Origin of the sequence: [Pseudopropionibacterium] massiliense, from assembly GCF_900607225.1 — a bacterium.
GTDB classification, from domain to species: Bacteria; Actinomycetota; Actinomycetes; order Propionibacteriales; family Propionibacteriaceae; genus Arachnia; species Arachnia massiliensis.
In genome coordinates, this window is record NZ_LR027842.1 from 19408 (window position 1) to 41358 (window position 21951).

General features: G+C 68.5%; 19 protein-coding genes and 1 riboswitch. Of the genes, 9 read left to right on the forward strand and 10 right to left on the reverse strand.

Translation table 11 applies throughout. From position 1 onward, the window contains the following. Positions 1-97 precede the first annotated feature (97 nt). Genes E0E39_RS00095 through E0E39_RS00110 form a run of 4 tightly spaced genes read right to left on the reverse strand, consistent with a single transcriptional unit; the run spans position 98 to position 3511 of the window. Positions 98-733 carry a (2Fe-2S) ferredoxin domain-containing protein gene (locus E0E39_RS00095; protein WP_130872928.1) on the reverse strand — a complete coding sequence of 212 codons (636 nt, stop codon included), beginning with the start codon at positions 731-733 and terminating at the stop codon, positions 98-100. Continuing rightward, on the reverse strand, positions 730-1482 hold the full coding sequence (locus E0E39_RS00100) for an ABC transporter ATP-binding protein (protein WP_130872929.1): 753 nt from the start codon (positions 1480-1482) through the stop codon (positions 730-732). The genes E0E39_RS00095 and E0E39_RS00100 overlap by 4 nt, the downstream gene beginning before the upstream one ends. Beyond that, positions 1479-2519: a FecCD family ABC transporter permease gene (locus E0E39_RS00105; protein ID WP_130872930.1), complete on the reverse strand. Its 1041-nt coding sequence runs from the start codon at positions 2517-2519 to the stop codon at positions 1479-1481. The genes E0E39_RS00100 and E0E39_RS00105 overlap by 4 nt, the downstream gene beginning before the upstream one ends. 2 nt (positions 2520-2521) lie before the next feature. Beyond that, positions 2522-3511: an ABC transporter substrate-binding protein gene (locus E0E39_RS00110; protein WP_130872931.1), complete on the reverse strand. Its 990-nt coding sequence runs from the start codon at positions 3509-3511 to the stop codon at positions 2522-2524. Positions 3512-3544: 33 nt separating this feature from the next. Beyond that, a riboswitch (cobalamin riboswitch) is annotated at positions 3545-3722 on the reverse strand. A 176-nt stretch (positions 3723-3898) separates the two neighbouring features. On the opposite strand from E0E39_RS00110, the gene E0E39_RS00115 reads away from it, so the two are divergent. The 3 genes from E0E39_RS00115 (at position 3899) to E0E39_RS00125 (ending at position 6418) form a co-directional block, all read left to right on the forward strand. Next, entirely contained in the window at positions 3899-5152 is a 1254-nt protein-coding gene (locus E0E39_RS00115) for an MFS transporter (RefSeq protein ID WP_207302527.1), read from the forward strand. Positions 5153-5268: 116 nt separating this feature from the next. Then, positions 5269-6168: a PAC2 family protein gene (locus tag E0E39_RS00120; protein ID WP_130872933.1), complete on the forward strand. Its 900-nt coding sequence runs from the start codon at positions 5269-5271 to the stop codon at positions 6166-6168. Between the two features lie 28 nt (positions 6169-6196). Next, on the forward strand, positions 6197-6418 hold the full coding sequence (locus E0E39_RS00125; RefSeq protein ID WP_130872934.1) for a helix-turn-helix domain-containing protein: 222 nt from the start codon (positions 6197-6199) through the stop codon (positions 6416-6418). 1043 nt (positions 6419-7461) lie between these two features. Here the strand turns inward: E0E39_RS00125 and E0E39_RS00130 are convergent. The 3 genes from E0E39_RS00130 to E0E39_RS00140 form a co-directional block, all read right to left on the reverse strand. Beyond that, complete coding sequence (locus E0E39_RS00130; protein WP_130872935.1) at positions 7462-7944, reverse strand: MogA/MoaB family molybdenum cofactor biosynthesis protein; 483 nt, start codon at positions 7942-7944, stop codon at positions 7462-7464. Between the two features lie 109 nt (positions 7945-8053). Beyond that, positions 8054-8872 (reverse strand): hypothetical protein, encoded by an 819-nt coding sequence (locus E0E39_RS00135; protein WP_130872936.1) that lies wholly within the window; start codon positions 8870-8872, stop codon positions 8054-8056. Between the two features lie 254 nt (positions 8873-9126). Then, entirely contained in the window at positions 9127-9942 is an 816-nt protein-coding gene (locus E0E39_RS00140) for an alpha/beta hydrolase (protein WP_130872937.1), read from the reverse strand. A gap of 136 nt (positions 9943-10078) precedes the next feature. On the opposite strand from E0E39_RS00140, the gene secA2 reads away from it, so the two are divergent. Next, positions 10079-12349 (forward strand): accessory Sec system translocase SecA2, encoded by a 2271-nt coding sequence (secA2, locus tag E0E39_RS00145; protein ID WP_130872938.1) that lies wholly within the window; start codon positions 10079-10081, stop codon positions 12347-12349. A 303-nt stretch (positions 12350-12652) separates the two neighbouring features. Beyond that, on the forward strand, positions 12653-13633 hold the full coding sequence (locus tag E0E39_RS00150) for a ribose-phosphate diphosphokinase (protein ID WP_130872939.1): 981 nt from the start codon (positions 12653-12655) through the stop codon (positions 13631-13633). Between the two features lie 135 nt (positions 13634-13768). Here the strand turns inward: E0E39_RS00150 and E0E39_RS00155 are convergent, their stop codons facing one another. From E0E39_RS00155 to E0E39_RS00165, 3 genes are all read right to left on the reverse strand, one after another. Continuing rightward, positions 13769-15079 carry an MFS transporter gene (locus tag E0E39_RS00155; RefSeq protein WP_130872940.1) on the reverse strand — a complete coding sequence of 437 codons (1311 nt, stop codon included), beginning with the start codon at positions 15077-15079 and terminating at the stop codon, positions 13769-13771. A 157-nt stretch (positions 15080-15236) separates the two neighbouring features. Further along, complete coding sequence (locus tag E0E39_RS00160) at positions 15237-15644, reverse strand: FKBP-type peptidyl-prolyl cis-trans isomerase (protein ID WP_130872941.1); 408 nt, start codon at positions 15642-15644, stop codon at positions 15237-15239. Positions 15645-15678: 34 nt separating this feature from the next. Further along, on the reverse strand, positions 15679-16515 hold the full coding sequence (locus tag E0E39_RS00165; RefSeq protein ID WP_130872942.1) for a hypothetical protein: 837 nt from the start codon (positions 16513-16515) through the stop codon (positions 15679-15681). A gap of 283 nt (positions 16516-16798) precedes the next feature. Between E0E39_RS00165 and E0E39_RS00170 the strand changes: the two genes are divergently transcribed. The 4 genes from E0E39_RS00170 to E0E39_RS00185 all read left to right on the forward strand — a co-directional run bounded on the left by E0E39_RS00170 (position 16799) and on the right by E0E39_RS00185 (position 21695). Further along, positions 16799-17875: a branched-chain amino acid aminotransferase gene (locus E0E39_RS00170; protein WP_130872943.1), complete on the forward strand. Its 1077-nt coding sequence runs from the start codon at positions 16799-16801 to the stop codon at positions 17873-17875. A gap of 8 nt (positions 17876-17883) precedes the next feature. After that, on the forward strand, positions 17884-18363 hold the full coding sequence (locus tag E0E39_RS00175) for an NUDIX hydrolase (RefSeq protein ID WP_130872944.1): 480 nt from the start codon (positions 17884-17886) through the stop codon (positions 18361-18363). A gap of 438 nt (positions 18364-18801) precedes the next feature. After that, a complete protein-coding gene (locus E0E39_RS00180; RefSeq protein ID WP_130872945.1) occupies positions 18802-19773 on the forward strand; it encodes a peptidoglycan recognition protein family protein in 972 nt (323 codons plus the stop codon). Positions 19774-20819: 1046 nt separating this feature from the next. Then, positions 20820-21695 carry a C40 family peptidase gene (locus E0E39_RS00185; RefSeq protein ID WP_130872946.1) on the forward strand — a complete coding sequence of 292 codons (876 nt, stop codon included), beginning with the start codon at positions 20820-20822 and terminating at the stop codon, positions 21693-21695. The last annotated feature ends 256 nt before the right edge of the window (positions 21696-21951 follow it).

Sequence of the window (21951 nt, forward strand, 5' to 3'; positions counted from 1 at the left end):
CTGCTCGACGCGTCCCTGCCGGTGGACCCCCATTGGCCGGGGCCGTCACGCGCACCAGACTCTACGACCCCTGGGGGTCACCCATTCCGGGCCGGCGTCACCTCCGGGCCAGGCCGGCCACCAGCGCCGGGACGTCGTCCGGGGTGACGGGACCCAGCCACTCCATGTCGGGCTGCACCACGACGACGGGGGCCCGGTTGCACGGGTAGCAGCAGCCCGTCGCGGTCAGCAGCACCGTTTCGTCCAGCGCCCCGGCCTCCGCCAGCGCCCGGCCGAGGGCCTCCTGCGTCTCGGGTGCGCCCTTCGCGTTGCAGCGCGGCCCGCGACACACCAGCACATGCCGGGAAACGGGCGGGGGTTGTTCCCAGTTCGGGTTGGTGAGGGAGTCGCGCGGCCCCAGGACGCGGGAGTCGTCGAGGCCGGGCAGCTGACCGGGCAGCCCGCGCAGGGGACGCCGGGAACACCACAGCTCCAGCAGCGGTCCCCGCGAGTCGAGCCACCAGCGCGCCACCCGTCCGAGCCACGACGCCGGACCCAGGTCGTCGCCGAAGGTGACGCCGACCAGATGCACCGGTTCCGGCCCGGTCCCGGCCAGCGCGTCCAGCTGGTTCACCAGCGCCGGCCCCTCGCCCTGCAGCACCGTCGCGTCGGCCCCCAGCCCGCCCGCGACCTCCGCCAGCTCCGGCCAGCGTGCCGCGTCGGACAGGGTGAGGGTGACCAGGAGGGTTCTCATCTGCGACTCCAGTTCACACGTCTGCGATCGTCCACCTCGACGCGCGCCGTCACCTCGAAGACCTCGTCGATCATCTCCGCGGTGAGCACCTCCGCCATGGCCCCGTGGGCGTGGAGGCGACCCCGGTGCATCACCACCATGTCGCGGCAGAACGCGGCGGCCAGGTCCAGGTCGTGCAGGACGGCGACGACGGTCAGGTCGAGGCCGCTGACCCGCTCCAGGAAGTCCAGCTGGTGGCTGAGGTCGAGGTGGTTGGTGGGTTCGTCCAGCAGCAGGATCCGCGGCCGCTGCGCCAGCGACCGCGCCAGGTGGACGCGTTGGCGTTCCCCACCCGACAGCGTCGGCCAGCGCCGCGACGCCAGGTGCGTGACGGCCGCCACCTCCATCGCCTCGTCGACGGCACCCCGGTCGCGGTCCCGCGCACCCGGCCAGGACCCGACGTGCGGGATCCGTCCCAGCGCCACGACCTCGCGGACGGTCAGGTCGAGGTCGGTGCTGGGGTGCTGTTCCACCAGCGCGATCCGCCGGGCCCGTTCCCGGGGCGGCAGCGCGGCCAGGGGTTCGCCGTCCAGCAGCACCCGCCCGGCGGAGGGTGTCCGCAGGCCCGCGGCCAGGTGCATGACGGTGGTCTTCCCGGAACCGTTCGGGCCGACCAGCGCGGTCACGGTGTCGGCGGCGAAATCGACGTCGATGTCCTCGACGATGCGCCGCCCGCCGGCCTCCCACGCGATGTTCTCCAGGCGGATCATGACTGGTCCGCCTGTCTGCGCAGCAGGAACACCAGCACGGGTGCGCCGATGACGGCGGTGATCACGCCGATCGGGACCTCCGTGCCGGGCCGTATCGTCCTGGCCAGGGTGTCGGCCACCAGCAGCAGGGCCGCCCCCGCCAACGCCGCCAGCGGCAGCAGCGTGCGGTGTCCCGGGCCGGTCGCGATCCTCACCAGGTGGGGGATGGTCAACCCGACGAAACCGATCGGCCCCGCCACCGCCACCGTCGCGGCGGTGACGAGCGCCGTGACCACCAGCAGCGCCCAGCGCGCCCGGTTGACGCTGACCCCCAGCGAACGCGCCGAGGTCTCCCCGAACGCGAAGGCGTCGAGGGTGTTGGCGGCGAACAGCAGCGCCAGCACGGCCACTGCGGCGCAGCAGACCATGACCGTCGCGTTCGGCCAGCGCATGCCCGCGAACGACCCGAGCGTCCAGTTCATCACCGAGCGGGCGACGTCGCGCTGCCCGAAGACCATGATCGCCAGCGACGTGAACGCACCGCACAGCTGCCCGACGGCCACGCCCGCCAGGATCGTGCGGCCCGGCGGCAACGCGCCCGACCGGCCCGTCGCCATGCCCAGCACCAGGATCATCGCCAGGATCGCGCCGCAGAAGGCCGCCACCGTCAGGGTCAGGGGAGCCGGGACGAACGGCAGGCTGATGCCGAACACCAGCACCGCCACCGCGCCGACGGAGGCCCCGGAGGAGATGCCCAGCAGGTAGGGATCGGCCAGCTCGTTGCGGGTCAGCGACTGCAGCACCACCCCGCAGATCGCCAGCGCCGCACCCACCGACAGGGCGCCCAGCACCCGCGGCATCCGCAGCTCCCACACGATCCGGTCGGTCTCCACCGTCACGTTCTCCCCGGCGATGATCGACAGGCGCCGCAGCACCACGTCGACGACGTCGCCCGCCGAGATGTCGGCCGAACCCGTCCCCAGGGCCACCGTGGCCGTCGCGGCGATGACCACGAGGAGGACCACCCCCAGCAGGGTGGATCCCAGCCAGCGGTTCACGCTCAGATCTTGGCGAGCTGCTCGGACACCGACGTGGCGCCGTCGACCAGCCTGATGCCGGGGGTGGATTCGGAGAACGGGATGGTGACGTAGGCCTTGTTCCTGACGGCCCTCAGCTGGCTGAGCACCGGGTCGGACTCCAGGTGGGCCTGTTTGTCCGCGGCGGTGGACCAGGACGCGTCGGCCAGGACGATGACGTCGGGATCGGCCTCGACCACCTTCTCCCAGGCGACGTTGTCCCAGCCCTTCGGGAGGTCCGCGAAGATGTTGGTGGCGCCCACCGCGTCGAGGATGATCTGCGGGCCGCCCCCGCCGGTGCCCGCGAACACGTCCTTGTCCCCGGAGTCGTACCACAGCACCTTCCGGCCCTTGCCGGCCGCCTGTTGCTTCAGCTCCGCCAGTTTCGCCTTCTGTTCCTCGACCAGCGTGGTGGCGCGCTCCTCCACCCGGAAGATGCGGGCGATGTCGGTGGCCTCGCCCCAGGCGGCCTCGATGGTGGCGGGGGTCTCGGCGCTGCCCTGCTCCTCGCAGCCGGACGGGCTCAGGTAGGTGCCCACGCTCTCGCCCTTCAGCTCGTCGCGGGTGCCGATGTTCTTCTCGGTGAACGCGGACGCGTAGGAGGCGTAGGCGAAGTCGGGTTTGACCGCCAGGAAGGCCTCCTTCGACGGGTACTTCTCCGCCAGCACCGGGATGGAGTCGTAGGCGCTCCTCCAGCGTTCCGGAACGGCGTCGTCGAGGTAGGCGGTGCCCTTCATGCTGCCCTCCAGACCGAGGGCCAGCATCACCTCGGTGGCGCCCTGGTTGAGGGTCACCGCGGCCTTCGGTGCCTCGGTGAAGGTTACCTCGACGCCGCAGTTGGTCAACGTCACGGGAGCCGAGGAGGACGACGAACCGGCGGGGGAGGACGCGGTGTTGGTGGGGGCGCCGGTGCAGCCTGCCAGCAGCAGGCCGGCGGCCAGGGCGCCGGTCAGGACACGGATGTGCGGACGCATGGGAACTCTTTCCAGTAGGGCCTTTTCGCGAGGCGTGGATCAGGGTCGTCGGCTGGTCTTCGGACTCGAGTTCGTTCCGTCACGGACGCCTTCCCGGGATTCCTCCCAGTGGCCACGTGTCCGTGTGGTCCCTCTCACCGCTGCGCGTCAGTCCCGGATTCCCACCGGGTTCCCCGGCGCCTGGGGCGCCACCGACGAGCACACCGTAGCAGTGTTGGGAGCGTTGCCCGCAAACGCCGCTCCCGGGTCGCCGGTTCGTCGTGGAATCCTGGTGCGGGGTGGGTCGGATGGCACTAGGTTGTTCCCGTGAGTCAACTCCGGACCCAGGCGCCCGCCGCCGCCCTGCGTGAACGACGCACCTCCTGGGGCAGGATCCTCAGCTGGTGCATGTGGGACTGGGGAACCCAGCCCTTCGCGACCGTCATCACCACCTTCGTGTTCAGCACCTACATCTCCTCCGGGTCGTTGTTCGGGGCCGGGTCCGGCGACGACACCCCGGCGATGATGATGGGTGTCGCGATGGCCGTGGCGGGGGTTCTCATCGCGCTGCTGGCGCCGGTGCTGGGGCAGGGAACCGATCGTTCCGGGAGGCGGATGTTTCACCTGCGCTGGCAGACGTGGGCGCTGGCGGCGGTCTCGGCGGCGCTGTGGTTCGTCGCGCCCGGGCAGCAGTACCTGTGGCTGGGCTTGGCGCTGCTCGGGATCGGCAACATCGTCTCCGAGGTGGCCAACGTCAACTACTACGCCGCCATCGACCAGGTGGCCACCCCCGGCAACGTCGGCCGCGTCTCCGGGTACGGCTGGGGCATGGGATACCTCGGCGGGATCGCGATCCTGCTGCTGATCGTCGCCGTCGCGGGCTCCGACATCGGCCCCGACGGGGTGCGCAACTCAATGCTGCTGTGCGGGGTGTGGACGGTGCTGTTCACCATTCCGTTGTTCATGGCCATCAAGGACCGGCCCGTGGCCTCCCCGCCGCCGCGCCAGTCGCCGGTGCGGGCCTACCGCGACCTCATAGGTTCCGTGATCCGCATCCACCGCGTCTCCCCGCACACGACCTGGTTCCTGCTGGCCTCCGCGCTGTTCCGCGACGGCCTGGCAGGGGTGTTCACCTACGGTGCGGTGCTGGCGAAACTGGTGTTCGGGTTCAGCACCGGCGAGGTGATCGTCTTCGGGGTGGTGGCCAACGTGGTCGCGGGGCTCGCGACCATCGTCTTCGGGCACCTGGACGACCGGACCGGGCCGAAACGGGTGATCCTGATCTCGCTGGGCGCGCTGGTGGGGTTGGGGTCGTGCATCTTCCTGCTCCACGACCGGGGGTCGGTGGTGTTCTGGATCTTCGGGATCGCCATGACCCTGTTCGTCGGTCCGGCGCAGTCGGCGTCGCGGTCCTTCCTGGCGCGTCTCATCCCCGAGGGGCGCTCCGGTGAGGTGTTCGGGCTGTACGCGACGACCGGCCGGGCGGTGTCCTTCCTGGCGTCGTCGCTGTGGGTGCTGTCCCTGTGGCTGGGATCGTTCCTCGTCCCGGCGGGCGAGTCGGCGGTGCACTTCGGCATCCTCGGGATCGTGCTGGTGCTGGCCGCCGGGCTGGTCGTGATGATTCCCGTGCGCGAGGCCCGGCAGGTCGTTCGTCGCGGATGACCGGGGCGGGTCCGGTCGGCTCGGAATGCTTTCCGGGCCTCTGTTTCCGCGCGGCTGCTCGCCCCTGCGGTTCCGGCGGAGGCGCGAAACAGGAGTTCAGCGGTTAGGCTGGGGGCATGTCCGACTGGTTTGCCATCAACGAAGACCTGTGGGGCACCGTCGCGGGATCAGAACCGCCGTTGTTCTACTTCTTCGACGGTTTCATCGATTCGGGACGCGTCGGTGCGACGCTGATCGAGGCCCTCCTGGAGCACTCCGAGCCTCAGCTGCTCGGGTCGTTCAGCATGGACCTCGTCCACGATTATCGCGCCCGTCGTCCCGCCATGGTCTTCGACCGCGACCACTGGGCCTCGCTCGAGGAGCCAGTGCTGAACCTGCACCTGGCGCGCGACGCCGAGGGGATGCCGTACCTCGTGATGCGCGGCCCGGAACCCGATCACCGCTGGCAGTTGTTCCGCGACGAGCTGGTCGGGTTGATCGAGAAGCTCGACGTCTCGATGCTGCTGACCGGCTACGGCATGCCCATGGCCTTCCCGCACACGCGCCCCACGCCCCTGGCCATCCACTCCACCGATCCGGAACTGAGGCAGGCGAACCCCCGCTGGATCGATCGTCTCGAGATCCCGGCCTCCTTCGCGTTCTACCTCGAGTACCATCTGGGTGCTCTCGGGATCAGCGTCTATGGTGCCGCCGCCCACGTGCCCCATTACCTCGCGAACGCCTCCTTCACGCAGGCCGCGGCCACCATTCTCCACCAGTACGTGGAGGTGACGGGACTGGCCCTGCCCACCGACGAGCTCGACCTGGCCGCCGAGGCCAACCTGATGTCCATCGAGGCCGACACCCGCGGCGACGAGACCGCCCGCGAGCTGCTGCGCCAGCTCGAGGAGCAGTACGACCGCTACACCGAACCCACCGGCGAGGACCTGCCCTCCGCCGACGAGATCGCGGCGGCGGTGGAGCGTTTCCTCGCCCAGCGCGACGACGGCAACCAGCCCCCGACCATGGGGGAGTGACCTGGACGCCGACCACACACCCACCCGGGTGACGCAGCACCTGCGGATGGACCGAACCCATCTGCACAGGCCTCTCGATTCCGGACGGATCCCGTCCCATCGCGTCGGCCGTGACCGGCGTGTTTCCGGACGCGACATCGCCGCCTTCGAGCGGCGTCGCCAGGAGGAACGCCGCGCACTCGCCGAATGTTTCGCCCGTGCAGAAACCATTCGCCGCGGTGCCGTCGATGAACTCGTGGTGGAACCGTGACGTTCACCGCCGAGAAACATCGGCGTGTCGTATAGAGGCTTATTCACAGGGTGCGGGCTGGGCTTAGTTGAACCCGCGCCAGTGGTTTGCTGGCCTTACCGATGTTTTGCTGGCCTTGTTCACGTTTGCCTGCGCTGTGAGGCCAGCAAACGTGAACAAGGCCAGCAAAACAGGATTAGAGCCAGCAAAACAGCGATAAGGTCAGCAAAGTCTCGGGAGGGGAAGCGGGGAGCGAGGAAGCCGGATTCCTCACAATGTTCAACGCCCAAAGCCGCGGTGGTGGCAAGGAGGCTTATTCACAGACGGCGCCACGGTCGGTGAAACCCTGGCCAGGGTGCGGTTGAGGATGACTGTGAACAAGCCTCCGGACTTGGGCGATCCCGAACCACCGAAACAAGTACACCGAAACGGTGGTGGCTCTGGTTTCAATCCGCCCTAAGGTTCGCGGTGGTTGCAGACCCATACCAATTTTCGTCTGGTTGGAGAACATGCACGTCGTTTCAATCCGCTCTAAGGTTCGCGGTGGTTGCAGACTTCTTTTAAATTCCAATCTGATGAAGGTCGGATTTTTGTTTCAATCCGCTCTAAGGTTCGCGGTGGTTGCAGACGCGGAGGCAAAGGCCAGTTTCAACTCGCTGAACTGTTTCAATCCGCTCTAAGGTTCGCGGTGGTTGCTGACCCTACCCTCTGACGCGCTGTCCTGACAAGCCCTGTTGTGGTGTTCTTACACACCACACCCTTCCGTCCCTTCCAAGTAGCGGACAGAACCTGTCTGAAACCCCTTGTCAGGTGTCATACACACTTGAGGCTGTTTTCGGTGGCTCTCCAACACTCCTGTCCGGGGGTGTCTCTAAGATGCCCAGTTACGGGGGGTTGAGCATCTTCGTCGGAGTCTACCTCGGGTGATCGAGGGGGCTGGGGTGGTCGTTTGGCCGCCGGGGTGGTTTCGACACGGGCTGCTCCTTCGCCGCGGCCCGGCTCAACCAGTTTCGGGAAGGTTTACGTCGCGGCCCGGCTCAACCGATTTCACGAGGTTTCCCTGCTCAGTGATCGGCGCCGTCGAGCTGTTCGACGAGGTGCTGCAGCAGCGGGCCGGCGACCTCGATGGTGTCGGAGGCGCCGCCCTCGGAGCCGGGCGCATTGATGATGATCGCGCGGGTCCCGGCGCACTCCACCACCCCCGCCAGGCCCCGCGACAGCAGGGCGCGGGGGGTCTTCTCGGCGCCGTGACGGCGAATGGCCTCCATGATTCCGGGCAGTTCGCAGGCGAGCAGGTCGAGGGTGGCCTCGACGGTGACGTCGCGCGGCCCGACGCCCGTGCCTCCGGTGGTGAGCACCACCCGCGACCCGGAGGCGACGGCCTCCCGGATGGCGGCGCGGATCATGACGAGATTGTCGGGCACCACCCTCGGGTCGCGGGTCTCGAACCCCAGCCCGCTCAGTGCCTCCCGCAGCAATGGTCCGGAACGGTCGGAGTAGGCCCCGGAGACTGCTCGGTCCGAACACGTGATCACTGCGGCCAACATGCGGGAAATCGTAGCTCCTGTGCCGTGATGCTCGCCGGGTCAGGGGTCCCTCCCGGGAAACCGGTGGGCCCGGATTCCCGGGAGGGACGCACCCGGATGCTCCCTCCGCTCAGCCCTTGTGGGCGTCGAGCACCTTGCCGAGGTAGGCGCCGAACTCGGGGACGATGGAGTCGTGGTCGCGCCCCGCAGGCCACTCCGACCAGACGTGTTCGTAACCCATGGCCTCCTTGTAGTAGCTGACGCCCATCTTCGCGTTGTTGATGGCGTTGCTGTAGGAGGTTTCGTCGTTCGCGCCGGTCACGAAGTTCAGCGACAGGGTGGATTTCGCGCGCTGAGAGGGCTCGCCGCCCCAACCCGGAATCGGGGGCGCATCGCCGCCACCGAGGGCGAGGAAACCGCCGTCCGGCATGTTGTTGGCGTATCGGGGGAAGAGCTCCTTGGTGATGAAGTCAGCGCCCTCGGCGTAACCGACGAACCACAGGACCTCCGGATTCGCCCCGTAGGCGGACCGCACGTGTGCGAAAAGCTCCGTGAAGTAGCTGACGAGCGTGGTGGCGAGCGGCTGCAACCAGGTATCGGCGCCGTCGGGGACGTGCACCGAGACGACGTCGAGACCTCGCGCGGTGGCGGCCTCCACGATGCTGCCGGGCCCGGCCAGGCCGCCGGGGAGGTTCGGGTTGTCGCCGTCGTGGTCCCCGTCGTGCAGTGGATGGTCGTTGTCGTCGAGGTAGACGACCAGCCCGGTCCTCACGGAACCGGCCGGGTAGAAGTAGGCGCTGGAACTCGTGCCGGCGGAGTCCGTGAAGGTGAAGGATGTGCTGTTCACCGCGGCCGAGGCCCGGGGGGTCGCCTGCGACAGGTAGGCGCCGGAAGCGAGGGTCGCCGCCATGAGGCCCGTGACGGCGCGACGTGAGAGATGAGCTGACATGGACAAAACCTTCCTTTCGATCCCCTGGGATTCCTGCGGAAGACGGGGTGCATCGCCACGACCGTCCCGGTGACACACCGACAACAGGGCCGTGTGCGGTCCCGTTGCGTGTTCTGTCGGTTGTGCCCCACGACGGTCCCCGCTCTTCTTCCCACCATCCGCGGAACCGTCTGACTGAATTTGTCGACCTCACGCTAACACGGGGACCGGGTCACCGGTCCTGACGCTCCTCCAGTCGCTCGCCCGGTGAGGTCTCATTCGTCCTCGTCGTAGGCGTCGATCACGATGCCGAGGTAGGTGCCGAAGTCGTGGGTGATGGAGGTGTGATCGTGTTCCCCGGGCCATGTGGACCACACGTGCTCGAATCCCGCGGAACGGTAGAAGGCGACGGTCTCCTGGGCGCCGCCCAGCGCGTCGTAGTCGGCGGTTCGGTCCTGTCCTCCCGTCACCAGGTTCAGCGACAGGTTCGACTTCGCGTATCCGGAGAACGAGCCTTTCCATTCCGGCTCCGGGGCGTCGCCGCCGCCGAAGACGAGGAAGCCGCCGGTCTCGATGTCGTTGGCCCGGTGGGGGAAGAAGTACCGGGTGATGAACTCCGAACCCCCGGAGTAGCCCACCAGCCAGAGGGCCGCGGTGTTCGCCCCGTACGTGACCTGCACGTGTCGGAGCAGTTCGGTGAGGTAGGTGACCTTCGCGTCGAGGTCGGTGTGCCACCACATGCCGTCCGCGCTGGGGGTGCGCACCGAGAGAACGTCGTGGCCTCGCGCGAGCGCGGCCTCCACGATGCTGCCGGGGCCGGCCAGGCCACCGGGGAAGTTCGCGTCATCGCCGTCGTGGTCCTCGTCGTGCAGCTGCTGGCCGTCGCCGTCGAGGTAGACGACCAGCCCGGACTTCGTCGCGCCGGCGGAGTAGAACCGGCACCCGGAGCTGAAACCGTTGGATGCGGTGAAACTGAAGGAGGTGTTCGGCGTCGCCGCCGAGGCCCGCAGCGGCTGGTGATGCAGCAGTGCCCCGGACGCGATGGTCGCCATGAGGCCGATGGTCGAGCGGCGGGAGAGTTTGTCCGGCATGCGTGGCGTCCTTCCTGATGCCTCTTTGGATACAGATCTGCATTCACCGTAACACGGGGGGCGTTCCGTTTCCCGTGGTCAGGCGCGGTTTCCGCGACACGTCCTAGGCTGGGTGACACCCGACCCAGGAGTGATCGTGTCACCACCATCCGTTGCCGGCCGTCTGCGCGAGTCCATGTGGCGTTCCGCCAACGACAAACGCCTCAAACGCCTCCAGCGGGTGGTGGACGCCATGCCGGAGAACCCGCCCGAGACCCCGACATCCCTCGACGCAACCAGTGACGCCGAACTGGCCGGTTTCCTGGCGGCCGCAGGTGAGGTGGCGGGCCGGGAGGTGGGGCTCGACCCCTTCCCCAACCAGTACCTGGCCGCCGCCGCCCTGCTGCGGGGGTTCTCCATCGAACTGGCGACCGGGGAGGGCAAGACCCTCGTGGGTGCGATGGCCGCCGCCGGGTGGGCCCTGGAGGGGCACCACGTCCACGTGCTGACCGCCAACGACTACCTCGCGGCCCGCGACGCCGACTGGATGGGTCCGCTGTACCGCGGCCTCGGACTGACCTGCGCGGCCGTGCAGGCCGACCAGGACCTGCCCGCCCGGCAGGTCGCCTACGCCGCCGACATCACCTACTCCTCGGTGGCCGAGGCCGGTTTCGACCTGCTCCGCGACCGCCTCGCCGCCCGGCCCGGGGAGCGCACCGGGGCCCGCCGCGAGGTGGTGCTCGTCGACGAGGCCGACGCGGTCCTGCTCGACGAGGCCCGCGTGCCCCTGGTGCTCGCCGCCGACGCCGAACCGCACCGCGACGAACACGCCCTGGGGCTCGCCGCCTACGTGCGGGGCCTCGGGGCGGGCCGCGACCACGTCGTCGCGCCCGACCGCCGCACCGTCCACCTCACCGACGACGGGTTGCGCCGCGTCGAGGACGACCACCCCGACCGCGACCTGTTCGGCACCGACTCCGAGTTCCTCGTCTCGCTGAACCTCGCCCTCCACGCCCACGCCGCCCTGGAACGCGACGTCGACTACCTCGTCGCCGACGACCGCGTCTGGCTCGTCAGTGGGTCGCGGGGAAGGGTGGACCGGCTGCAACGCTGGCCCGACGGGTTGCAGCTCGCCGTCGAGGCGAAGGAGGCCCTCGATACCGCACCCGGACTCCAAGTCCTCGACCAGCTCGTCATCGCCGAACTGGTCGGCGGCTACGAAAAACTCGTCGGCATGAGCGCGACCATGCGGGCCGCCGACGAGGAACTCGAATCCCTGTACGGGCTGCAGGTCGCGGTGATCCCGTCGCACCTGCCGTGCCGCCGCACCGACCACCCCACCCGGCTCCACGCCACCTCCGAGCATCGCGACGCGGCCCTGGCGGACCTCGTCCGGGAGTCCGGGAAGCGGGGGCGACCCGTGCTGGTCGCGACCCAGAGCGTGAGGGAATCGGAGCGGATCGCGGACCTGCTGCGCGGCCTCGGTGTCGAATGCGTGCTGCTGAACGCCCGCAACGCCACCGAGGAGGCCGCGATCATCTCGCGGGCCGGTGAGGCGGGCCGGGTCACGGTCTCGACGCAGATGGCCGGGCGCGGCACCGACGTGGTGCCCTCACCCGAGGCCGTCGACGCGGGCGGGCTGCTGGTGGTCGGGGTGGGGCGTTTCCCCAGCGCTCGGCTCGACGACCAGCTCCGCGGCCGCGCCGGCCGGCAGGGCGATCCGGGGGAGTCGGTGTTCCTCGCCAGCCTCGCGGACCGCCTCGTCACCGACAACGACCCCGACCATCCCGAACCCGCGGTCGTGGACGGCGGCGGTGAGGTCGAACAGTGCCGCGCGAACCGTCGTGTCCTGGGGGTCGTGGACCACGCGCAGCGGGTCAGCGACGGCGACCAGCGCAACCTGAGGTGGCTGTCGTGGCGCTACGGCGAACTGCTGCGCCGCCAACGCGCCCATCTCGTCGAGGTGCGCGAAACCTGTCTCGAGGGGCCCGAGGCCCTGGACCGGCTCGCCGAACACGCGCCCGAGGAGGTCGCGGAGCTGGATGAGCGGGTCGGGGAGGACGAACTCGAGGAAGGGGCGCGACTGGCGCTGGTCGCAGCCGTCGACGCCGCCTGGAGCGCGCACCTCGGGCACGCCGCCGAGCTGCGCGAGGGCATCCACCTGCGGGTGCTGGCCCGCGAGGATCCGCTGACCGAGTTCGAGAAGGAGATGGGCGCGGCCTACCAGGGGCTCGCCGAACGCATCCTCGACGACGCCGTCGCCACCCTCCTGGAGGCCCCGGTCGTCGACGGACGGCTGGACCTGGAGTCGCTGGGGAGTCGCATCCCCAGCGCCACCTGGGCCTACACCGTCACCGACAACGAGCTGGGCGACGACTTCACCCGGATGGGACGCGCCCTGCGCCGTCGCCTCGCGGGCCGGGGATAGCGTCTGCCCGCCTTGCGGGGTCGGTGGGGGTTCGCTTGCCCGGGGGTGGGACCCGGTGGGGTTCGCTTGTCTTGTCGCGGTTTGCCTGCGCTGTAGCGCTGGCGTTTGACGGTTGGGGTGGCGTTTCCGTCGGGAAGGCCGGCGGACGACGATAAGGCCAGCGGACGACGGGAGGGCTGGCGTCGAGGCGAGCGATCGCTGACAGGAGTTTTGACGAGTACCGTGTCGCAACGCCCTTTGACGGTCTCGGCGAATGCCTCCCCACTAGGGTGGGGACGTACAGCCGTCTACCAAGGAGAGACCGTGAAGGGCATCGTTGTTTTCTCCGGTTCCGCCCATCATGCGCTGGCTGACGAGATCTGTGACCACCTGGAGGTTCCCCGGAGCCACGTGAAGATCTCCCGGTTCAGCAACGACTGCCTCCAGGCCCAGCTGCTCGCCAACTGCAGGCAGCGTGACGTCTACATCGTGCAGCCGCTCGTGCCACCCACCCAGGAGCACCTCATGGAGCTGCTGCTGATGGTCAACGCGGCCCGCGGCGCGTCGGCGGCGCAGATCACCGCGGTGATCCCGCACTACGCCTACGCCCGCTCCGACAAGAAGGACGCCTCCCGCATCTCCTTGGGAGGCCGTCTCGTCGCCGACCTGCTGGTCACCGCCGGCGTCGACCGGGTGCTGACGATGAACCTCCACGCCCCGCAGGTCCACGGGTTCTTCTCCGTTCCGGTGGATCACCTCACCGCGCTCGGTGTCATCGCCGACCACTACCGCGGCCGCGACCTCAGCAACCACGTCGTCGTCTCCCCGGACCTCGGCAACGCCAAACAGGCGACGCTGCTGGCGCGTCTGCTCGGGTTGCCGGTGGCGGCCGGCAACAAGCAGCGCCTCGCTGACAACAAGGTGGTGATCTCGTCGGTGGTCGGTGACGTCGCGGGAAAGAAGGCCATCGTGCTGGACGACGAGATCGCCACGGGCGGGTCGGTCGTCGAGATCGTCTCCCGGCTGGCCGACTTCGGGTGCGTCGAGGCCTCCATCGCCTGCACCCACGGCCTGTTCGCGGGGTCGGCGGTGGAGCGTCTCACATCCGCCACGCACATCTCGGAGGTGGTCTCCACCAACACGGTCCCCGCCCCCGAGAACTTCCCGGGCCTGAAGGTGCTGAGCGTCGCGTCGCTGTTCGCGGAGGCCATCGCCCGCATCCACAGCGGCAACTCGGTCTCCACACTGTTCAACGGGGTCGACCCCGCCTACGCCCAACCCCAGGAACCCGAGGGCCTGTTCTGATCCCGAAGCTGGTTGAGTCGAAACCTCGTGTGGGTGTCCGGGGACTTGTGGTCGGGTCTGCTGTTCGGGTTCCGGTGGTTTCGGCTCGGACCGCTTCTTCGTCGCGGCCCGGCTCAACTGGCTGCACGACGGTTTTCAGCGACGCCTGCTGGCGCGGATTCTTTCCACGACCTCCCGCCAGGTCGGGACGATCACCCCGTGGGGACGCATCATGGTGCGCAACCGGTGGCGGGTGCCGAAGATGCCGATCAGGCCGACGGCGAAGAACGGGAACTGCAACGCCATGGCTTGGTTGAGCTGCTCGGCGGTGTAGTCGCCGGAGGGGTTGAGCCAGCCCAGGAAGGCGCTGATGGCCAGCAGACTCAGGGTCGCGCCCGTGAAGGAACCGGTGATGACCAGGCCGTTGGCGGCGCCGAGACGGTGCGGGGGCAGCAGGGTGCGGGGATAGTCGAATCCGATGCCGGTGCCTGGCCCGCCCGCGGACATCGCGACCACGAGGAGGATCAGCAGCCACCACGGTGCCCTTCCCGGCCACAGCAGCGCCGCGGCCCAGACCGCCACGTTGATCCCGATGACGGTGAGGGCCAGGTTGCTGCGACGCAGCGGGTGGCGCGAGGTCAACCAGCCCAGCAGCGGCGAGAACACGATGGAACCGTAGACGGTGAGGCTGAACAGGAAGGCCGCCTCGGCCTCCGAGCGGCCCTCCGCCCGTTGCAGCCACGGGATGCCCCAGATCATCGCGAACACGTTGACGCTGAAGCCGCTGGTGAAGTGCACCCAGAACCCGAGCCGGGTCGCGGGATGCCGCCAGGCGTCGGCGATGCCGCGGGGCAGGTCGGAGAGCCTCTCCTCCTTGGGGGCGGGGCGGGTCCGGCCGGGTGGTACGTCGCGAACCCAGATCGCGCTCACGGCCCCCGCGACCACGGATGCCAGGGCCGCGCCCAGGAACGCCCACGTCCAGCCGTGGGCGTTGAACAGGGGAAGCAGGACGGTCGCGGAGGCTACCTGCCCCATCTGTCCCAGCAGTCCTGCCAGCTGTGTCAGGACCGGCACCCGCGACGGTGCGAACCACTCGGGGATGAGCCGCAGCACCGACCCGTACATGCAGGCGTCGCCGATGCCCAGCAGGATGCGGGCGGCGAAGGCCAGTGGCAGGGAGTCGGCGAAGGCCATGATCACCTGCGCGGCGACCATCACCGCTGAACCCGCGATCATCACCATCCGCGACCCGTAGCGGTCCACCAGCACCCCGACGGGCAGCTGCGCCAGCGCGTAGGTCGCGAGCTGGACCATCACGAAGGTGGAGATGATGCCGACGCTGGTGCCGAAGTGGTTCGCGGTCTGGATCCCGAGGACCCCGAGGCTGGTGCGCTGCATGATCGCGACGCAGTAGGCGAGGATGCCGACGCCCCACACGATCCAGGCCAGCCGCCCGGTCCTTGCCACCTCGTGCTCCTTTCCCGCCACGTCCGCGGAAAGTGTAGAGGCTCCGGGCGGCGCGGGTGGTTTCGACTCGGACTGCTCCTTCGTCGCGGTCCGGCTCAACCGGCTTGGGGAATGTTCCTCGCGGTTCGGTTCAACCGGCTCGGGGTGAGGGAACCTTTCAGGAGGCGCCGAGGATCTCGGTGACGAAGACCAGGGTGGCCCCGCCCTTGATGCCGGCCTGGGGGACGCCGTGGTCGCCGTAGCCGAGTTCGGCGGGGATGGACAGCAGGACACGGGAACCGACGCGCTGGCCCACGAGGCCGTCGTCCCAGCCTCGGATCACCTCGCCGATGCCGACGCGGAAGTTCAGCGGTTGGCCCCGGTCGTAGGAGTTGTCGAAGACCGATCCGTTCCAGGACTGCCCCAGGTAGTGGGCCGAGATGGTGTCGCCCGCCTTGACCTCCGGGCCGGTTCCGGCGTCGAGCAGCTGCACCTGGAGGCCGTCGGGGGCGTCGGGGCCGGGGAAGGTGAGAGTCGGTTTGGAACCCTTGGGGCCCTGCACGGAGGGCATGTTGGTCTTGCTCATGCCCCGAGCCTATCGGTCCCCGGGAGCGCGGTCGTCAGTCGCCGCTGAGTGCCTTCACCCAGTCAGGCGTGGGGCTGGGAGTGGGGGTCGGGGTGGGGAGCTGGTCCTGCGTCACGTCACAGCTGGCCTTGGTGCCGGGTGCGGGACCGAACTCGCGGCCGGCGAAGATGGTGGTCTTGACCCACTCGTAGTAGTCGTTGAACTTGCCGGTGTCGTAGGGGTTGTCCTTGGCGCAGCGGGCCACGTAGTAGCCGACCACCTCCGGGAGGGTCTCCAGATTGTTGCTGCCCGCGTAGGAGCTGAACACGCCCTGCTTGGCCGCGAGCTTCTGGAAGTCGGTCCAGTACTGGGGGTTCGAGTCCCGGTCGGCGTTGAAGATGTGGGTGAACTCGTGGATGACGATGCGCGACAGGCGGCCGATGTCGCCGAGATCGACGGCTTCCTTCCACTTGGTGAAGTCGAAGGTCAGGTAACCGGGTTTCGTCAACGACCAGTCGCCCCAGGCGAACCCGCTGATGCGTGCGGCGTTGATGCCGACGGTGCCGGTGACCTTGGCCTTGAGGTTGGGCAGGAAGTCGGTGCAGGAGACGGCGTCGAGCGCCTGCCACACGACGCTGATCTGGGTGCGGTTCGCGTCGTTCCATCCGTCACCGGCCAGCGTCACCCCGAAGTTCTCGGCCAGCTGGGTGCTGATCGTTGAGATCGGGGCGTCGTCCCCCGGCCAGGGGTGACTGACGGGACAGGGGGCATGGATGCCGACCGCCGATGGTCCCACCTCGGGCTTCTCGCCCTGGGCCGTTGCCGATGCTGCCAGAACAATTCCTGCGATGGCCACCGCTGCGGCGGTGAGCCAGATCACAAGTTTGCGCATCGCATCTCCTGTTTGTGGGTACGGACGTGGAAAGGGTCTCTCAGGATTCTCAGGAAGTCAAGTTCAGGGGAGAGTCGGGATGAACCCTGGTCGATTCGCTTTTGTCGGAATGTGCGCCGGGGCGTCGTCCGGCCCGCGGGCGTCGGGTGCCCCGGGGGAAACGTGGTCCTCGCGCTGCCTTGCTGACTTTTGTTCACAAAGGATATTGGACCGTTTTGCCGGAGCTGTTCCGGGAATGAGGGTGATGCCCGTTTCGTCCCCGCCGGTGGACTAGTCTGCGGTCATGTCACTGTTTGAACTCCGCCGCACCGACCGTCCCACGCCCGAGGCCGAGCGCGCCGCCATCGTGGCGGATCCGGTGTTCGGGAAGTTCTACGCCGACCACATGGCCGTCGCCGACTACACCGAGGGCCTCGGCTGGCGCGACGCCCGCATCATCCCGACGGGCCAGTGGCAGCTGCACCCCGCGGCCGCGGTGTTCCACTACGGGCAGGAGATCTTCGAGGGGCTGAAGGCCTACCGCCACGCCGACTCCTCGGTGTGGCTGTTCCGTCCCGAGAGGAACGCGCGACGTTTCATCTCCTCCGCGGAGCGCCTCGAGATGGCGCCCCTCCCGGAGGAGCTGTTCCTCGCATCCCTCGACGAACTGGTCGCGCTGGAGCAGGCCTGGGTGCCGCAACCCGAGGGTGAGCGCAGCCTGTACCTGCGTCCCTTCGAGATCGCCGACGAACCCTATCTCGGGGTGCGTGAGGCCAAGAACTACCGCTACGGCCTGCTCGCCTCGCCCGTCGGCGCCTACTACCCGGCCCCGGTGAAGCTGTGGGTCACCCCCACCTACACGCGGGCCGCACCCGGCGGCACCGGCACCGCGAAGTGCGGCGGGAACTACGCCGCCAGTCTCGCCGCCGCCAACGAGGCCGCCGCCCACGGCTGCGGGCAGGTGCTCTACCTCGACGGTGCCGAGCACCGCTGGCTGGAGGAGTGCGGCACCATGAACTTCATGATGGTCACCGCCGACGACCAGCTCATCACCCCCGCCCTCGGGTCGATCCTGGACGGCGTCACCCGCGACTCGTTGCTCACCCTCGCGCCCGAGCACGGCCTCACCCCCGTCGAGCGACAGATCTCCATCGACGAGCTGCGCGACGGCATCGCCTCGGGTCGGGTGGTCGAGACCTTCGCCTGCGGCACGGCCGCCGTCATCACCCCGATCGTCGGTTTCGACTCCCCCGAGCACGGCGCGCAGACCGTCGGGAACGGGGAACCCGGGCCGCACACCCGCGAACTGCGCACCCACCTCCTCGACATCCAGTTCGGTCGCGCCGAGGACCGGCACGGCTGGCTGCGTCGCGTGGCCTGAGGCCGAGAGTGTTCCGGGCCGTCATCGGCACCCTCGGGTACGTCGTCCGCGACGGCCGGGTGCTGCTGGTGCACCGTCAGCGCGCGGGCGACGACCACCGCGGCAAGTGGAACGGTCTCGGCGGCAAGCTGGAGCCCGGAGAGGACGCCGCCGCCTGCCTGAGGCGGGAGCTCCGCGAGGAGGCCGGGATCGAGGTGACCTCCCTGCGGTTGCGCGGCACCGTCGCCTGGCCGGGTTTCGGTTCGGACGGCAGCGACTGGTTCGGGCTGGTCTTCCTCGTCGACGCCTTCGACGGCGAACCCCCGGAACGCAACGACGACGGCCCGCTGCGCTGGGTTCCCCTCGCCGAGCTCGGCGACCTGCCCATGTGGGAGGGCGACCGCCACTTCCTGCCGCTGGTCTTCGACGACGGACCCCAGTTCCACGCAGTCATCCCCTACCGTGACGGCGAGGTGATCCCCGAGGGGGTCGCGGTCGCGCGCCCCTGACCGCCGACCCTCGTCGGCCGGGATCCCCGGTCTTCCACACGGGCCACCCCGGTGTCTCAGTTTGCTCTCAGATACTCCTCAGATAACGAACCCTGAAGTGATCGTTGTCGTACTTTTGGACGGCGTGGCGGCTTGCAAGGCGCGGGCCGGCGTGGTCCGGAGCGGCGGCCGGTTCGGCGCACCCGAGCTCCGTCGCGAGAAGTCGAAGATTTCGTGAACTCCCTAGCCAAAGTGGTTTTGATGCCTCCCGCGATGGGCCGGTGATGAGATGGGGGCGGACTCGTGGGGCTGTGAAGAACCTCGCGCAAGCCCGATCCGCCCCCGGCGGAAGGCTGAGAATCTTTAGAAAAACCCGGCCGCCGGTGTTACGCTCGCTGCCGTGTCGTCGTGTTCGGCACGGTGACTGGAACCAAGGCCCTGCAGGAAGGATGTGAACACGTGCAACCGATCGAGTCCAGGTCCGCCGGCGGGCCGAGCCGGCGTGCAATTCTGTGTTCCGCCTCGATGCTGGGCGTGGCCGGGTTCGGGTTCGCGGCGGGCGCCGCCACCACGGCCCGGGCAACGGATTTCGCCGACGACTTCCAGCAGGCCGTTCGCTGCGAGCCGGGCCGCAACCTCAGATCCGGTGAGGCGACCGGGGTCAGCGGCATCGTCATCCACTGGTGGGGGGAGCCCCGCGGCCAGTCCCATCAGAGCGTCGTGGACTACCTGTCCGGCGAGAACGTCCGCTGGTCCTCCGCCCATTACGTGGTGAGCAGCGACCGGGTCACCCAGCTCGTCGGGCTCGCGGACACCGCGTTCCACGCGGGCGTCTACGACATCAACGCCCGGAGCATCGGCATCGAGTGCCGTCCCGAGATGGATGACGCCACCCTGGACAGGGTCCGTGACCTGGTGCAGAAGCTCAACGGCTGTTTCGGGCCCCTGTGGCTGGAACCGCACCAGGCGTTCTCCTCCACCGGCTGCCCCGGCGCCTACATGAGCAGGATTCCCGAGCTGAAGGTCCTGGCGGCCGGCTCCACGGAATTCCCGCCGACGCCCAGCGTGGTCGATGCGAACGACGGGCTCCTGGACGTGGACGGGTACTGGGGATCCGCCACCACCCGCCGGCTCCAGGAGATGCTCGGCACACCCGTCGATGGCGTGGTGTCGAAGCAGGACACCGGTTGGAAGACCGCCAATCCCGCCCTGGTCAGCGGCTGGGAATGGGTCTCCGGGGCCGCCGCGACGGGATCGACCGTCATCCGGGCGGTTCAACAGGTGGTGGAAACCGAGGTTGACGGCCTGATCGGCCCGAACACGATCCGCGCCATTCAGCGACACTTCGGAGTCGCTGAGGAGGGAAGCTTCCCGGAGGGGGCGCCCGGCATCGTCGAGATGCAGAGGGCCCTCAACGCCGGAAAGTTCTAGAGGGGCATGCGCATGAGTGACTGACTGCAGTGCCTCTGAAAGACGAGGTCGGTGCCGGGGGCGCTGGTTCCCGACCTCGCCTGGGTCGCCTGATCGGCTGCCGCGGCGCGTGGGATCCTCAGGGGAACGGACCCGCGACCTGACCGCGACCGCAGAGTTCCGTCGGCTCCGTCGCCTCAGGGGGGTGCCGGGGAGACAACGGGGGAAAGCCTCCGGCGTCACCGGGGACCGGGTGGTGACACCGGAACTGGAGAACCGGAACCAGCGATGACCAGTACGATCAGGCGGCCCGGGGCCTCGTGCGCCACACCGTGGTGGCCGCGGGCGGGACGTCCTGAAGGGGATGGTTCCCGAGACGATGGCCGTGGGCTCCCGTTCGTCGAAGTCGGTGAGCCCTCACGTGAGCGCCGGCGAACGGCTGCGGCGAACCAGGTCCCCTGACGCTGCCCTGCCGTGACGAAGGGACGAAGGAGTGGTGGGCATCCCCGGAACCCGCCGATCCGCCACCGGCGTCCGGACGGACGGGGAACAGGCGCTTGGGGCCTCCGCGACACCGGGTGCCGGCGGGGCCCGGGCATCCCTGTGGGAGGCCTCGGATTGCCCGCTGTTTATTTTCAGTTGCAAAGCTAAGTGGCCTGATTTGTCGTCCTTTCGGCTAGTCCTGAGGTTCCGGTGACGACTCATCCGGGCCGTCTCCCGGGGCTTTCCTGCGCCGGATCGAGCCCGTGGTCCGAGAGAATCCGGGAGCAAAATGCCTAGTCAGAGCCCGTTTTGCCCGCTTGGGTGAGCTCGCGGGGTGGTTGCCGCGGCGGCGTCGACGCCTCCGTCGCCCCTCTCCGGTTCTTCCGGTGCGGAGCGACGGGGTCGCACGAGAAAGCTGGGAGGAGCCTGAAATTTCCTCAGGGGGGTGACCCCCTCGATGTTAGGCTCGCAGAGCGTCGTGAGGTTTTCGATGCACACAAGGGTTTGATCTTCTGACGAAGGGGCCCATTCGTCACGGATCACTATCACTGAATGAACAAGGTCAACGAACAAGGAATGGATCGATGACGATTATGCAACCGCGGATGTCTCGTAGGAGCATCCTTTCCACCCTCGCAGTCGGCGTTCCCGCAATGGGAGTTCTGGGAGCCATCAACCTTGTTGGCGCAAATCCCGCAGCGGCCGCCTATTCGGGCTCTGATTTCCTTCAGACTGCTGCGACCAAGAACGGCTGCCCCTACATCTGGGGCGATGCCGGACCCTCGAGCTTCGACTGCTCCGGACTGGTTCTGTGGTCGCTCACCCAGCTCGGGATCTCCTTCCCGCGCACCTCCGGTGAGCAGTACAACTCCTGCTACCCGATCGACCTCGCCCAGGGCTACGCGACTCCGGGCGCCATCCTGTGGTTCCCCGGGCACATCGGCATCTCCTGTGGTGACGGTGGAACCTCCTTCGAGGCGCAGAGCGAAGAGGTCGGAGTCGGGTACTTCACCGGCACCGGATGGACCGCGGCCGGTCTGGTTCCGGGCCTCGACTACAGCGGCGCGCCGGGCACCGGCGGTGGCGGCGGTGGCGGCGGCACGAACTCCGATGGTTCGCTGAACGTTGACGGCTACTGGGGCAGCGCCACCACCAGCAAGCTCCAGGAGGTGCTCGGCACACCCGTCGATGGCATCGTCTCCAGCCAGGCCCGGTCCTGGAAGGCCAGCAACCCCGGCCTGGCCAGCGGCTGGGAGTGGGTCTCCGACAGCTCCGCCACCGGCTCCGAGGTGATCCGCGCGGTTCAGCGGAAGGTGGGCGTCGAGGCCGACGGTCTGATCGGTCCGAACACGATCAAGGCCATTCAGGGTCACTTCGGAACCGTTCAGGACGGGTGCTTCTCGGATCAGTCCTCCTGCGTCATGGCGCTGCAGAAGGCGCTCAACAACGGAACCTTCTGATGTTCTTGGTGCGGGCCCCTTTCTCGCCGGGGCCCGCACCGAATTCCCCATCACCTTTCCGACGTTCCGGTTTCGCCACCAAGACTGCTTTTCGCAACGACCTGATGTGTCTCTCCTCTGTGTCGTGAGACCGGAAAATCCGACGGCTGGATTTACTGCGCCCCTACCCAATTTCCGGGACCTTCCATGGCGGGCAGATGTTGCCGACATCGCTGAAATCCCCGTCATTGTCCCTAGCCATTTTTGATTCATTTCA

Bases quoted from the DNA above. Each gene is read 5' to 3' on its own strand.
- E0E39_RS00110 (WP_130872931.1), bottom strand. From the start codon at position 3,511: ATGCGTCCGCACATCCGTGTCCTGACCGGCGCCCTGGCCGCCGGCCTG.
- E0E39_RS00120 (WP_130872933.1), top strand. From the start codon at position 5,269: ATGTCCGACTGGTTTGCCATCAACGAAGACCTGTGGGGCACCGTCGCG.
- E0E39_RS00095 (WP_130872928.1), bottom strand. From the start codon at position 733: ATGAGAACCCTCCTGGTCACCCTCACCCTGTCCGACGCGGCACGCTGG.
- E0E39_RS00160 (WP_130872941.1), bottom strand. From the start codon at position 15,644: ATGAGCAAGACCAACATGCCCTCCGTGCAGGGCCCCAAGGGTTCCAAA.
- E0E39_RS00115 (WP_207302527.1), top strand. From the start codon at position 3,899: ATGTGGGACTGGGGAACCCAGCCCTTCGCGACCGTCATCACCACCTTC.
- E0E39_RS00185 (WP_130872946.1), top strand. From the start codon at position 20,820: ATGACGATTATGCAACCGCGGATGTCTCGTAGGAGCATCCTTTCCACC.
- E0E39_RS00170 (WP_130872943.1), top strand. From the start codon at position 16,799: ATGTCACTGTTTGAACTCCGCCGCACCGACCGTCCCACGCCCGAGGCC.
- E0E39_RS00165 (WP_130872942.1), bottom strand. From the start codon at position 16,515: ATGCGCAAACTTGTGATCTGGCTCACCGCCGCAGCGGTGGCCATCGCA.
- E0E39_RS00135 (WP_130872936.1), bottom strand. From the start codon at position 8,872: ATGTCAGCTCATCTCTCACGTCGCGCCGTCACGGGCCTCATGGCGGCG.
- E0E39_RS00100 (WP_130872929.1), bottom strand. From the start codon at position 1,482: ATGATCCGCCTGGAGAACATCGCGTGGGAGGCCGGCGGGCGGCGCATC.
- E0E39_RS00130 (WP_130872935.1), bottom strand. From the start codon at position 7,944: ATGTTGGCCGCAGTGATCACGTGTTCGGACCGAGCAGTCTCCGGGGCC.
- E0E39_RS00140 (WP_130872937.1), bottom strand. From the start codon at position 9,942: ATGCCGGACAAACTCTCCCGCCGCTCGACCATCGGCCTCATGGCGACC.